This window comes from Streptomyces varsoviensis (assembly GCF_000718635.1).
Lineage (GTDB): Bacteria > Actinomycetota > Actinomycetes > Streptomycetales > Streptomycetaceae > Streptomyces > Streptomyces varsoviensis.
The window spans coordinates 19,335-31,677 of record NZ_JOBF01000006.1; the positions used below are offsets into that span (position 1 = coordinate 19,335).

Annotated in this window: 10 protein-coding genes; 5 read left to right on the plus strand and 5 right to left on the minus strand. The window is 73.3% G+C overall.

Annotated elements, in window-relative coordinates:
• Window positions 1-494 precede the first annotated feature (494 nt).
• Window positions 495-2,162 (minus strand): BACON domain-containing protein, encoded by a 1,668-nt coding sequence (locus IF55_RS11295; protein WP_245661155.1) that lies wholly within the window; start codon window positions 2,160-2,162, stop codon window positions 495-497.
• A gap of 591 nt (window positions 2,163-2,753) precedes the next feature.
• On the opposite strand from IF55_RS11295, the gene radA reads away from it, so the two are divergent.
• Together radA and disA are read left to right on the plus strand one after the other, a co-directional pair.
• Window positions 2,754-4,166, plus strand: coding sequence for a DNA repair protein RadA (radA, locus tag IF55_RS11300; protein WP_030880363.1), 1,413 nt, complete (start codon window positions 2,754-2,756; stop codon window positions 4,164-4,166).
• Between the two features lie 88 nt (window positions 4,167-4,254).
• Complete coding sequence (disA, locus tag IF55_RS11305) at window positions 4,255-5,379, plus strand: DNA integrity scanning diadenylate cyclase DisA (protein WP_030880365.1); 1,125 nt, start codon at window positions 4,255-4,257, stop codon at window positions 5,377-5,379.
• A gap of 213 nt (window positions 5,380-5,592) precedes the next feature.
• On the opposite strand, the gene IF55_RS11310 is transcribed toward disA, so the two are convergent.
• Together IF55_RS11310 and IF55_RS11315 are read right to left on the minus strand one after the other, a co-directional pair.
• Complete coding sequence (locus IF55_RS11310) at window positions 5,593-6,423, minus strand: MSMEG_1061 family FMN-dependent PPOX-type flavoprotein (protein ID WP_245661156.1); 831 nt, start codon at window positions 6,421-6,423, stop codon at window positions 5,593-5,595.
• Between the two features lie 119 nt (window positions 6,424-6,542).
• A complete protein-coding gene (locus tag IF55_RS11315; RefSeq protein ID WP_078644158.1) occupies window positions 6,543-7,535 on the minus strand; it encodes a PDR/VanB family oxidoreductase in 993 nt (330 codons plus the stop codon).
• A gap of 109 nt (window positions 7,536-7,644) precedes the next feature.
• On the opposite strand from IF55_RS11315, the gene IF55_RS11320 reads away from it, so the two are divergent.
• Window positions 7,645-8,304 (plus strand): TetR/AcrR family transcriptional regulator C-terminal domain-containing protein, encoded by a 660-nt coding sequence (locus tag IF55_RS11320; RefSeq protein WP_030880374.1) that lies wholly within the window; start codon window positions 7,645-7,647, stop codon window positions 8,302-8,304.
• A gap of 560 nt (window positions 8,305-8,864) precedes the next feature.
• Here the strand turns inward: IF55_RS11320 and IF55_RS39295 are convergent.
• Both IF55_RS39295 and IF55_RS11330 read right to left on the minus strand, forming a co-directional pair.
• Window positions 8,865-9,683, minus strand: a complete 819-nt coding sequence (locus IF55_RS39295; RefSeq protein WP_030880377.1) for a hypothetical protein — start codon at window positions 9,681-9,683, stop codon at window positions 8,865-8,867.
• 202 nt (window positions 9,684-9,885) lie between these two features.
• Window positions 9,886-10,347 (minus strand): pyridoxamine 5'-phosphate oxidase family protein, encoded by a 462-nt coding sequence (locus IF55_RS11330; RefSeq protein WP_030880379.1) that lies wholly within the window; start codon window positions 10,345-10,347, stop codon window positions 9,886-9,888.
• 166 nt (window positions 10,348-10,513) lie between these two features.
• On the opposite strand from IF55_RS11330, the gene IF55_RS11335 reads away from it, so the two are divergent.
• A complete protein-coding gene (locus tag IF55_RS11335) occupies window positions 10,514-11,452 on the plus strand; it encodes an HhH-GPD family protein (protein WP_030880382.1) in 939 nt (312 codons plus the stop codon).
• A gap of 322 nt (window positions 11,453-11,774) precedes the next feature.
• The gene (locus tag IF55_RS11340; RefSeq protein ID WP_030880386.1) at window positions 11,775-12,323 is read left to right on the plus strand and encodes a SigE family RNA polymerase sigma factor; all 549 of its coding nucleotides are present in this window, start codon (window positions 11,775-11,777) and stop codon (window positions 12,321-12,323) included.
• The last annotated feature ends 20 nt before the right edge of the window (window positions 12,324-12,343 follow it).

Here is a 12,343-nt window from a genome sequence, read left to right on the forward strand (position 1 = left end):
GCATTCCGATGGACGCATTCCGATGGACGTACGGGCGCCACCGCCGGGCCAGCCCTGCCGGGCGTACGGCGTACCAGCGGGGCCTCGCGGCGCGCGACGGCCGTACGGACGTATGGACGTGCTGCCGGGCCCACTCCGAGGACTCACGGATGCCGCCGTCCGGCGAGCCCCGCCGGACGTACGGGCGTACCGCCGGCCTTCGCGGCAAGCAGCGCTCGACGGCCGTACGCACGCGTGAACGCGCCCCCGGGCCCACTCCGAGGACTCACGGGCACCGCCGTCCGGCAAGCCCCGCCGGGCCTACGGGCGTATCGCCGGCCTTCGCGGCAAGCAGCGCTCGACGGCCGTACGCACGCGTGAACGCGCCCCCGGGCCCACTCCGAGAACTCACGGGCGCCGCCGCCCGACAAGCCCCGCCGGGCCTGTGGGCGTATCGCCGGCCTGCGCGACATACGGGCTTCCCGTCGGCACCAGCCCTCCCGCCCCCAGCCCCCTCAGCCGCCCTGCGAAGGCGTCGCCGTCGGGGCCGTGGGCGAGGGGGTCGGGGTCGGTGGGGTGGGGGTCGGGGAGGGCGGGGTGGGCGTCGGGGACGGGGAGCGGCCCTGGCCTTCGAGGTTGATCACCGCGCCCGCCGGCGCCACCGCGATCTTGGCCCGCCAGGGCCGGTCGGGCTCCCGCTCGTGGTCCACGGAGACCGTGACCGTGACGGACTGCCCCGGCTCCAGCGAGCCGGACGACGCGCTGAGGCGCAGCCAGGGAGCGTCGGCCGAGGCCGACCACCGCACGGCGCGCCCGCCGCTGGCCGTGAGCGTCACGGCCGTAGCGTCCCCGCTCGGCTGCGCGTCGACCGTGAGCCGCCCGGGACCCGGTACGGGGCCGGGGCGGCCCGGTGCCGGGCCGTCGCCCGGGCGGCGGGCGCCGCTCTCGCCGTCCGCCGGCTCGCCCGTGCGCTCCCCGCCGCCGGCCCGGCTGCCCGGCACATGGCTCGCGTCGCCTGGCAGCGGCCTCCCGTCCGTGCCGGTCACCTCCACCGTCACGCTCGGCGACGGCCTGCCCGCCGGGTAGCGCGGCACGACGCGGTCGTTGCGTACGTTGCCCGTCTGCTCGTACGGGTGCCCGTCGAGCCCGTCCGACGAACGGGCCGTCACGGACGCCCCGCCGTCCTGCCCCTCCCCCGTCTCCGGCGCGCCGCGGTAGGCGGCCCACAGGGCGAGCACGGGCGCGGCCACCACCGTCGCGACGACCGTCGTCGTGACGGCGCGGTTGCGCAGTCGGCGGCGGCGGGCGGCGCGGTCCTTCGGCGCCATGGGGAAGCCGCTCCGGTCGAAGCGGGGCCCGGCCGACGTGGTGCCGCGCGCCGGGCGCGCCCGCAGCGCGAGCTGCATGGCGGCGTGCGCCGCCGGACGCGGCGCCTCCAGTACGGGCAGGGCGGCGGCGGGGGCGACCGTGCCGGGCCAGGGGCCGCCCGCGGTGGCCCGCTCGGCGGTGCGGCGGCAGTCCGCGCACTCGTCGACATGGCGCACCAGTTCGCCGCGGAGCGCCGTACCGAGGAGCATCTGGGTGTCCTCGGCGAGGCGGGCGACGACGCGGCAGTCGCCCAGCTCGACGACGGCGAGGGCGGTACGGGTCCGCTCCACCTCGCACGCGGCGGCGGAGAGCAGGGCCCGCGCCGCGCCCTGTTCCAAGCGCAGTACGGTCGCGACCTCGGCCGGGGAGAGCCGGTGGCGCACGGCGAGCTCCAGCGCCTCGCGCTGCTCGGAGGTGGTGCCGGCGGCCTCGGGCCAGGCGAGCCGGGCGAGTTCGCGCTGCCACTGTTCGGGGGCGGGGGCGGGGGCCGCGGGGCTCGTGGCGTTCGTGGCGCCCGCCGCACTCGGCTTGTGGCCGTCGTGGCCGGAGAGGTCGGAGGGGCCGGAGGCGCCGGGGTGTTCGCCGCCTCCGGCGTTGAGTTCGGCGAGCTTGCGCAGGCAGGTCCAGCGGACGAGCGCGTACAGCCAGGAGCGGCGCAGCCCTTCGCCGTCGGGGCAGCGGTCGGCGCGGCGCTCGGCGAGGGCGAGCACCTCGCCGAGCACGGCGGTCGCCGCGTCGTGCTCGCACAGTACGGACAGGCAGTAGGTGAACAGCCCGTCCAGGTAGGGCTCGTACCGCTCGGGCGGCGCCTTCACCGGCTGGGGCTGCTGTGACCGCTGGATCTCTTGCGACTGCCGGCCCTCTTGCGATTGCTGGATCTCTTGCGACTGCTGGATCTCTTGCGACTGCTGCGACTGTTGCGAGGACCGGGCCGGCCGGGACGACTCGGACGGCCGGGACGACTCGGACGGCCGGGGCGACTCGGACGGCTGGGGCGGCACCGACACCGACTGCGACGCCCACCGCGGCTGCGACAGCGTCGGCCACACCGACCGCGGCTGCGACAGTGGCCGCGATGGCGATGGCGACGGCGACTGCGACAGCGACGGCGGAAGCTCATGGGGCAGAGGGGCCTCAGTGGGCCGAGGGGGCTGCGACGGCTGGGGCTCTTGAGGCAATTGGGGTGCACGACGCCGCGCCCGGTGTGCGCCGGTGGAGTGCGTGGGGTGGTCGGGCCTGCTGCTCATCACCCGGAGACGGTAGAAGGATGATGCAGATCACCTCGCGCCTCTTGCGCCCTTTTAACCCTTACGGGTGACCATCTCCCTCAAAAGGGGACACGAGCCTGACGTTCCGTGATCGCCGGTCCGCCGCCGTTGTCAGTGGCTCGCGCTAGCGTTACCGGCATGGCAACCCGTAAAGCGTCCGCCAAGGACCGCCCCTCCTACCGCTGCACCGAGTGCGGCTGGACCACCGCCAAGTGGCTCGGCCGCTGCCCGGAGTGCCAGGCGTGGGGCACGGTCGACGAGTTCGGCGGCGCCCCCGCGGTCCGTACGACGGCGCCCGGCAGGGTCACCACCGCCGCCCTGCCGATCGGCCAAGTGGACGGGCGCACGGCCACCGCGCGCTCCACCGGCGTCGATGAGCTGGACCGGGTGCTGGGCGGCGGCCTCGTACCGGGCGCGGTCGTGCTGCTCGCGGGCGAGCCGGGCGTCGGCAAGTCGACGCTCCTGCTGGACGTGGCGGCGAAGGCGTCCTCCGACGACCACCGCACGCTCTATGTGACGGGCGAGGAGTCGGCCAGCCAGGTCCGGCTGCGCGCCGACCGCATCAACGCCCTCTCCGACCACCTCTATCTCGCGGCCGAGACCGATCTGTCGGCGGTCCTCGGCCACCTCGACACGGTCAAGCCCTCCCTCCTGGTCCTGGACTCCGTGCAGACCGTGGCGTCCTCCGAGATCGACGGGGCACCGGGCGGCATGGCGCAGGTCCGCGAGGTGGCGGGGGCCCTGATCCGCGCCTCCAAGGAGCGCGGCATGGCCACGCTCCTGGTCGGCCATGTCACCAAGGACGGCGCGATCGCCGGCCCCCGGCTGCTCGAACACCTCGTGGACGTCGTCCTCAGCTTCGAGGGCGACCGCCACGCCCGGCTGCGCCTGGTGCGCGGCGTCAAGAACCGCTACGGCGCGACGGACGAGGTCGGCTGCTTCGAGCTGCACGACGAGGGCATCACGGGGCTCGCCGACCCCTCCGGCCTCTTCCTGACCCGCCGCGCCGAGCCCGTGCCCGGCACCTGTCTGACCGTCACCCTGGAGGGCCGCCGCCCCCTGGTCGCCGAGGTTCAGGCGCTCACGGTCGACTCGCAGATCCCGTCCCCCCGCCGCACCACCTCCGGTCTGGAGACCTCCCGCGTCTCGATGATGCTCGCCGTGCTCGAACAGCGCGGCCGGATCAGCGCGCTCGGCAAGCGGGACATCTACAGCGCCACGGTCGGCGGCGTGAAGCTCTCCGAGCCGGCCGCCGACCTCGCCGTCGCGCTGGCCCTGGCCAGCGCGGCGAGCGACACCCCGCTGCCGCAGAACCTCGTGGCGGTCGGCGAGGTGGGGCTCGCGGGCGAGGTCAGGAGGGTCACGGGCGTGCAGCGGCGGCTCGCCGAGGCGGCGCGGCTCGGCTTCACCCACGCCCTGGTGCCGGGCGATCCGGGGAAGATTCCCAGCGGGATGCGGGTCCTGGAGGTCGCGGACATAGGGGACGCGCTCCGGGTGCTGCCGAGGCGCGTACGCCGGGAGGCCCCACAGGAGGCGGACGAGCGCCGGTAGACTTTGCCCTGGTCTCGCCCGTACGCCCGCGTGCACGCGCCGGAGGGGCGGCCTGCGGCACCGTTGACCTTGCGACCGGAGGAGTGCAGTGGCAGCCAACGACCGGGCATCGGGCCCCGGCAGGGCCGGGGGAAGCTCCGGTGCCGACGGTCTGATGCGCGCCTCGCTGAGCGCGGTCGCCCCCGGCACCGCCTTGCGCGACGGCCTGGAGCGCATCCTCCGCGGCAACACGGGCGGGCTCATCGTGCTGGGCATGGACAAGACCGTCGAGTCGATGTGCACGGGCGGCTTCGTCCTGGACGTCGAGTTCTCGGCGACCCGGCTGCGCGAGCTGTGCAAGCTCGACGGCGGGCTGGTCCTCGACAAGGACATCACCAAGATCGTGCGGGCCGGCGTGCAGCTCGTGCCGGACGCCTCCATCCCCACCGAGGAGACCGGCACCCGGCACCGCACCGCGCAGCGCGTCTCCATCCAGGCGGGCTTCCCGGTCGTCTCCGTCAGCCAGTCGATGCGGCTCATCGCGCTGTACGTGGACGGGGAGCGGCGCGTCCTGGAGGAGTCGGCGGCGATCCTCTCCCGCGCCAACCAGGCGCTCGCGACCCTGGAGCGCTACAAGCTCCGTCTCGACGAGGTCGCGGGCACGCTCTCGGCCCTGGAGATCGAGGACCTGGTGACGGTCCGCGATGTCACGGCCGTCGCCCAGCGACTGGAGATGGTGCGCCGCATCGCCACCGAAATCGCCGAGTACGTGGTGGAGTTGGGCACCGACGGGCGGCTCCTCTCGCTCCAGCTCGACGAGTTGATCGCGGGCGTCGAGCCGGAGCGCGAGCTGGTCGTGCGGGACTACGTTCCGCAGCCCACCGCCAAGCGGACCCGTACGGTCCCGGAGGCGCTGGCCGAACTCGACTCGCTCACCCACGCCGAGCTCCTCGAACTGCCCATCGTGGCCCGCGCGCTGGGCTACAGCGGCTCGCCCGAGACCCTCGACTCTGCTGTCTCCCCGCGCGGCTACCGCCTCCTCGCGAAGGTGCCCCGGCTGCCGAACGCCATCATCGAGCGGCTCGTGGACCACTTCGGCGGCCTCCAGAAGCTGCTCGCCGCGAGCGTCGACGATCTCCAGACCGTCGACGGCGTCGGCGAGGCGCGGGCCCGCTCGGTCCGGGAGGGCCTCTCGCGGCTGGCGGAGTCCTCGATCCTGGAGCGCTACGTGTAGCCGCGGACCGGCTGCGAAACGGCGGCGAAACGGCGGCGAAACGGAAAGGCGCCCGGGGAATCGAGGATTCCCCGGGCGCCTTGTGCATGCCGGTCCGGAACGCCAGCCGGTCAGCGGGGCGGCCTGCCGGCGAGCATGCCTGTCAACGGGCGCCCCTGCCGGCGGGCGTGTCTGCCAGCGGGTAGCCCGTCAACGGGTCAGCCCGTCAGCGGGTCAGAACAGCTCGGTGTCGTAGTGGTGTTGCACGATCGTGCCGAGGGACCCGAGCCCCTCGCCGAGGTTCGCGGCCATCTTCTCCGCCATCTGGGCGGTGACATGGGCGTAGAAATCCCTGTTCAGGGTGAGCGAGCCGGACAGGCCGCGGGGGTCGTCCTCCCACAGCCTGGCGCGGATCACGGCCTTTCCGCACTGGAAGAACGCCTCGCGCACCTTCACGATCGTCGCGAGGACGGCGGGCTTGCCCTCCGCCCCGAGCCGCTGGAGCAGGTCGGGGTCGTCGGTGACGAACGCGTCGCCGTTCACCCGGACCGTCTCCCGTACGCCGGGGACGAAGAAGACCATGCCCACGCCCGGGCTGCGGGTGATGTTCTCGAAGGTGTCGGCGGTGCGGTTGCCCGGCCGGTCGGGAACGGCGAGGGTCCACGGGTCCAGGATGCGCACCGAGCCGGGCGGGTCGCCCTTGGGGCTGGCGTCCACGGCCCCGGTCTCGTCGACGGTGGCCAGGCAGAAGAAGGTGCTGTGGGCGATGAAGCGGCGCATGAAGTCGCCGATGAACGGCTCCTTCTTCTCCGCGATGAAGGGCTGCGGTTCGCCGAGGATCTCCCGGACGCGTTCCATGCTGATGGGGGTGTAGTCGTCGGCGGCGGTGCGCTCGGGCGCGGGCCGGCGGTAGTCCCACATGGCCGGGGCGGTCTCGGTGGCGACGGTGGAGAACGGGTCGTACGTGTCTGTGTCGTCGAAGGCGTCCGGGGTGTCCGGGGTGCCGGGCGCGGCCGGGGGGTCGACGGTGGCGACGGGGTGCCGGGGGTCGGTGGCCAGGTCCATGGGGCGCTCCTTGGCGAATGGGCGGACTAGGCGGTTGAAGGGAGTTACGGGCCCGGGGCTACGGCCAGTGGCCGAGGCCGAGGCCGAAATCCGGCGACCTGTGGCCGGGCCTGGCCGGGTCAGATGTCCAGGACCAACTGCGGGGTACGGGCGCGGGAGACGCAGATGAACATCCGGTCGCCCTTCTCCCGCTCCTCCTCGGAGAGGATGTCGTCGCGGTGCTCGGGCTCGCCTTCGAGCACCCGCGTCTCGCAGGTGCCGCACACGCCCTCGCGGCACGAGCTGCGCACCGGGAGTCCGGCGTCGCCGAGCGCGTCGAGGACGCTGCGCTCCGCCGGCACCTCCACGGTCCGGCCGGACCGCTTGCAGACCACCTCCACCGGGGCGTTGGGCATGGGCGCCTTGGTGCGCGGCCGGAACCGCTCCATGCGCACGGTCCCGCGGGGCAGGTGCGCCCCGTTGTCCGTCACGGCGTCGAGCATCGGCTCGGGGCCGCAGGCGTAGACGACGGTGCCGGGCGCGGTCTCGTTCAGCAGGTCGGCCAGCGGAATGTGCCCGGCCCGGTCCGCGGGGTAGAGGCGGACGGAGTCCCGGTGGGGCGCCAGTTCGTCGCGGAAGGCCATGGAGACGGCGTTCTGCCCGCCGTAGTGGAGCTCCCACTTGGCCCCCGAGTCGATGGCGTGACGCACCATCGGCAGGATCGGGGTGATGCCGATGCCGCCCGCGAGGAACAGGTAGGACTCGGCCGGCTCGAAGCCGAAGTTGTCGCGGGGGCCGCGAATCCGCAGCGGCTGGCCGGGCCGGAGGAAGGAGTGCACGTACTCCGAGCCGCCGCGGCTCGCGGGCAGGTGACGCACCGCCACGCGATACGCCGAGAGGTCGTCGGGCGAGCCGCACAGCGAGTACTGCCGGACGATGCCCGTGGGCATCAGCAGCTCCACGTGGGCGCCGGGCCGCCAGGGCGGCAACGGGCTGCCGTCCGGCCGCGCCAGCAGCACGGAGACGACTCCGGCGGCCTCCCAGCGGAGCTGCCGCACCATCACCATGAGTTCCTGGGGTTCGGCCTCCGGAGCCTGTGGTTCAGCGGCGGCGGGCACGGTCTGGGTCGCCATTCCTCCTCCTTCCGACGGGCTCCTCGTGGACTGCTTGAGAGAACCAGTAGCGAGTAGCCAGTAACGTCGTTAACAACGACGAAATGACGGTAGTGATAACATCGTTAACATGTCAATTCGGGGAAGAAGAGACAGCGAACACACCGGCACGCGCAAGGGCCCGGTCCGGCCGGAGACGGTGGTCGACACCGCGCTGGCCCTGGTCAGCCGCGGCGGCCTGGAGTCCCTGACGATGCGTCGGCTCTCCGACGCGCTGGACACCCAGCCGCCCGCCCTGTACCGGCTGTTCCAGGACAAGGACGCCCTGGTCGACGCGATGGCCGAGGCGATACTGGCCACGGCGCTCGGCCCGCTCCCCGCGGCGAGCTGGGAGGACCGCGTCAGCGTGCTGGCCGGCCGGCTACGGGCGGCCATGCTCGGACAGCGCGACGGAGCCCGCATCGTGGGGGGCTCCTACTCCACCCGGCGCCCCAACCTCACGGTGGCCGACTCCCTGCTGGCCGCCATGGGAGACGCCGGCTTCACCGACGAGGAGGCGATCTGGGCTGTCACCACCGTCTTCTCGTACGTACTCGGCGAGGTCCTGGAGCAGCAGCAGGGCCACCTCAAGGTGGACCTCGACGAGGTCCGCGCCTCCCTCTCCCCCGAGGACTACCCCCACCTGGCCAACAGCGCCCTGCCCGCCATCCTCGACTTCGACGCCCGCTTCGCCTTCGGCCTCCGCCTGATCATCACAGGCCTCCGCGAAAGAACCCCGTTACCCCGATAACCCCCGCGAGCCCCCTCCGAGGGCGCGAGGAACCGCGCGCCCAACCACAACACACCCGCAGCAAGACGCCGACCGCCCCACCCACCCCCGGGGGCGCGAGGAACCGCGCGCCCAGCCACAACACACCTGCGGCCAAACCCCGACCGCCCCACCCTCAAGGGGCGCGGGGAACGGCGCGACAAGCCGAAACGCACCCGCAGCCAACTCCCGACCGCCACCACCCACCCCCAGGGGCGCGGGGAACTGCGCGACAAGCCACGACGCACGCGCGCCCAACAACCAACACCACGAGGCACCCCCCAAGGGGCGCGGGGAACTGCGCGATCAGCCGAAACGCACCCGCAGCCAACATCCGGCGCCGCAAGGCACCTCAGGGGCGCGAGGAACGGCGCGCCAAGCCGAGACGCACCCGCAGCCAACTCCCGACCGCCACCACCCACCCCCAGGGGCGCGGGGAACGGCGCGCCAAGCCACGACGAACCGGCAGCCGCCAGCCAACCTCACCCCACCCGCCCGGAGGGGGGCGCAGCGCCGTCCCCACCGAACCCCAGTGGAACGCCCTAGTCCTCGGAGAGGACGAAGGACCCCTCCGTCTTCCCCAGCCCCGAAACCTCCGCCTCGACCAGGTACGTACCGGCCTTGACGGAATCCGCCGCCGGCGTAGCGCAATTGGCGGCGCTCGGCTTGCGGTCCCATTCCACGGTGCGCTTGGTCTCGCTGTCGGCCGCGACCTCGATCGGGGCCGGGCTGTCGCCCTTGGGGCAGTCGCCGGAGGACCACACCGGCTTGTCGGGCTCCTTGGTCGGGGCGATCTTCAGGACGGCGGACTTCGAGCCGAAGTCGACCTTGCAGGCGTCGCTGCCCGTGTTCTTGGCGATGACCTCGAACTTCGGCTTCTCGTCCGGGGCGTAGGTGTTCTTCACGCTGCGCACCGTCAGGTGTACCGCCGAGGTGCTGCACTCCGGGAGGCTCGACCCGGCCGGTACGGCCTTCCCGTCACCGGCTCCGAGCACCCCGGCGCCCGCGGCGCCGCCCGAGCCCGTACCGCCGCCGCCACCGCCGCCGTTGCCGCCAGAACCGGAACCAGAACCACCGCTTCCGCCACCGTCACCGGACTCGTCGCGACCGCCCGGCCGTTGGCCGTAGTGCGTGCCGGACGGGGTCGGCCCCGGCGTGATGGTGTTGGTGGGCCCGGAGTCCTTGCCGCTCGACCCCTTGCCCTGGTCGTTCTTGCCGGCGCTGCCGCTGCCGCCGCCGCCCAGATTGACGGCCCACACCACCAGAAGCACCAGCAGCGCGATCAGGGCCAGCGCAACTGACCTCCGCCGCCAGTAGATGGAGGAGGGAAGCGGCCCGATCGGATTGCGCAGAGATCCCACGCGAAAGACTCTACGAGAGATCCGCCACGGCACCAGCCAATACCCGCCGTGGGGCCCCGTACTTTTCTCATCATCTGCCTGGAAGCCGCCTGGAAGGCGTGCATACAGACGACAGATGGGCCGTCCGGTCCGCGACACGCCGACCCCGTGGGTGGGCCGCCAGCCGTTACGCGCGGTGGGGGCGTACGGGTCCGGGCCGCCGTCAACGTGACGCGGACCACTCCAGCTTGTGCCCGAACCCCTGCGCGTTGTCGATCAACCTGAGCCAGTCGGGCCGCAGTTCCCACAGGTCCGTGGCGTCCATGGCCGCCCGCAGCCGGTCGGAGGCGACGGTGAAGGGGAAGCGTTCGGTGTACGTACGCCAGGCGTCCGCCCGTTCCGCACCCGCCAGCCGGCGGCAGCCGCCCCGGCCCTGCACGCCTGTCAGCTCCGTCCACTCCTGACCGTCGCGCTGCGCGGTGAAGGCGGCGCGGGCGCCGGGCGCGTCGAGGGCCCGGCCGTGCCGGGTGGCGGTCGAGGTGACGAAGTAGAGGACGGGCGCCTCGGCGTCGCCGCCGCGCGCGTACAGAACGGCGCAGGCCTGCGGCCCGTCCTCGTCCGCGTACGCGAGCGTCATCGTGGTGAGCCCGTCGAGCGTCCGCAGAATGGCATCGATGTCGGTCATCGTGACATTTGACCACCCGCCCACCCGCCCCCGCCGAAGCCCCAGGAGACGCCGTCGGCGGGGACGGGAACGGGGACGGAAACGGGACGACGTAGCGCTACGACCGGCGCGGAGCGCGCATGGCGTCACGCACCCTTCCGCCCGACCGTGCCAGGATCGATGGGCCATGACTACGACTCCCGCCACCCCCGCCACGCCCCGGACGCCGGCCGCCGCCCCCGCGTCCCCGCCCCCCGCGGCCCTGCACGCCGCCGTCATCGACTGGTTCGACAAGAACGCGCGCGACCTGCCCTGGCGCCGCCCCGACGCGGGCCCGTGGGCCGTGATGGTCAGCGAGTTCATGCTCCAGCAGACGCCCGTCAGCCGGGTGCTGCCGGTGTACGAGCAGTGGCTGGCGCGCTGGCCGCGCCCCGCCGACCTGGCCGCCGAGCCGCCCGGCGAGGCCGTACGCGCCTGGGGCCGGCTCGGCTACCCGCGCCGCGCGCTGCGGCTGCACGGCGCGGCGGCGGCGATAGCGGAACGGCACGGCGGGGACGTACCGGACGATCACGCCAAGCTGCTCGCGCTGCCCGGCGTCGGCGAGTACACGGCCTCCGCCGTGGCCTCCTTCGCGTACGGGCAGCGGCACCCGGTCCTCGACACCAATGTGCGCCGGGTCTTCGCGCGCGCCGTGACCGGGGTGCAGTACCCGCCGAACGCCACCACCGCCGCCGAGCGCAAGCTCGCCCGCGCCCTGCTGCCCGAGGACGAGGCGACCGCCGCCGGCTGGGCCGCCGCGACCATGGAGCTGGGCGCGCTGGTCTGCACGGCCCGCAGCCCCGCCTGCGGCCGCTGCCCGATCGCCGCGCGGTGCGCGTGGCTGGCGGCGGGGTCGCCGGCGCACGACGGCCCGGCGCGGCGCGGTCAGACGTACGCCGGTACGGACCGCCAGGTGCGGGGCAAGCTGCTGGCCGTCCTGCGCGAGGCGGTCGGGCCGGTGGAGCAGGCGGTGCTGGACGGGGTGTGGGACGAGCCCGTGCAGCGGGCGCGCGCGCTCGACGGGCTCGTCGCGGACGGGCTCGTGGAACCGCTCGCCGACGGCGCGTACCGGCTGCCGCTGACGTGACGGCGACCGGCAGACGTAACGGTCATGACGGCTGCCGTAACAACAAACGCCGCAACCGCCGCACAGCCTCCAACTGCCCCTGTTACAGGGGCCTTTCGCCCGCATAACCGCACCGGAAAGCCGTCACCGAGCCGTCACCGTCCGCCATCCGGACGGGCATAATGTCCGGTTCGTTCCCCCTGTTACACAACCTATGGACATCTGTGCACGCGTCGAAGGGCTATCGCACATCGCGTCGCAACAGCACCTCCGTAGCGTCCTCTACGTGCTGGACGACCACCAGCGTGACGCGGGGAACGCAAGCGGAATGGAGGCTGCTCGGATGGCTGGCAGCGGCAAGGTTCTGGATTTCGAGGAGTACGTCCGCAACCGGCAGGACGCGCTGTTGCGCAGCGCCCGCCGACTGGTTCCGGACCCGATCGACGCTCAGGACCTCCTCCAGACCGCGCTGGTGCGCACGTACGGCCGCTGGGACGGCATAGCCGACAAGTCGCTGGCCGACGCATATCTCCGCCGTGTCATGATCAACACTCGCACGGAGTGGTGGCGCGCCCGTAAGCTCGACGAGGTGCCGACCGAGCAGCTCCCCGACGCCCGCGTCGAGGACGGCACCGAGCAACACGCCGACCGCGCACTGCTGATGGACATCCTCGGGGTCCTCGCCCCCAAGCAGCGCAGCGTCGTCGTGCTGCGACACTGGGAGCAGATGAGCACTGAGGAGACGGCGGAGGCGCTCGGCATGTCGACCGGCACGGTCAAGAGCACGCTGCACCGGGCCCTGGCCCGTCTGCGTCAGGAACTGGAGAGCCGCGACCTGGACTTCCACGCTCTGGAACGAGGCGAGCGGGGGCAGGAACGGTGCGCGGCCTGAGAAAGCCGGCTCCTCCCAAG

Coding starts and splice junctions, on each gene's coding strand:
- radA (WP_030880363.1), top strand. CDS start 2,754: ATGGCAACCCGTAAAGCGTCCGCCAAGGACCGCCCCTCCTACCGCTGC.
- IF55_RS11310 (WP_245661156.1), bottom strand. CDS start 6,423: ATGGACCTGGCCACCGACCCCCGGCACCCCGTCGCCACCGTCGACCCC.
- IF55_RS11315 (WP_078644158.1), bottom strand. CDS start 7,535: ATGGCGACCCAGACCGTGCCCGCCGCCGCTGAACCACAGGCTCCGGAG.
- IF55_RS11320 (WP_030880374.1), top strand. CDS start 7,645: ATGTCAATTCGGGGAAGAAGAGACAGCGAACACACCGGCACGCGCAAG.
- IF55_RS11330 (WP_030880379.1), bottom strand. CDS start 10,347: ATGACCGACATCGATGCCATTCTGCGGACGCTCGACGGGCTCACCACG.
- IF55_RS11335 (WP_030880382.1), top strand. CDS start 10,514: ATGACTACGACTCCCGCCACCCCCGCCACGCCCCGGACGCCGGCCGCC.
- IF55_RS11340 (WP_030880386.1), top strand. CDS start 11,775: ATGGCTGGCAGCGGCAAGGTTCTGGATTTCGAGGAGTACGTCCGCAAC.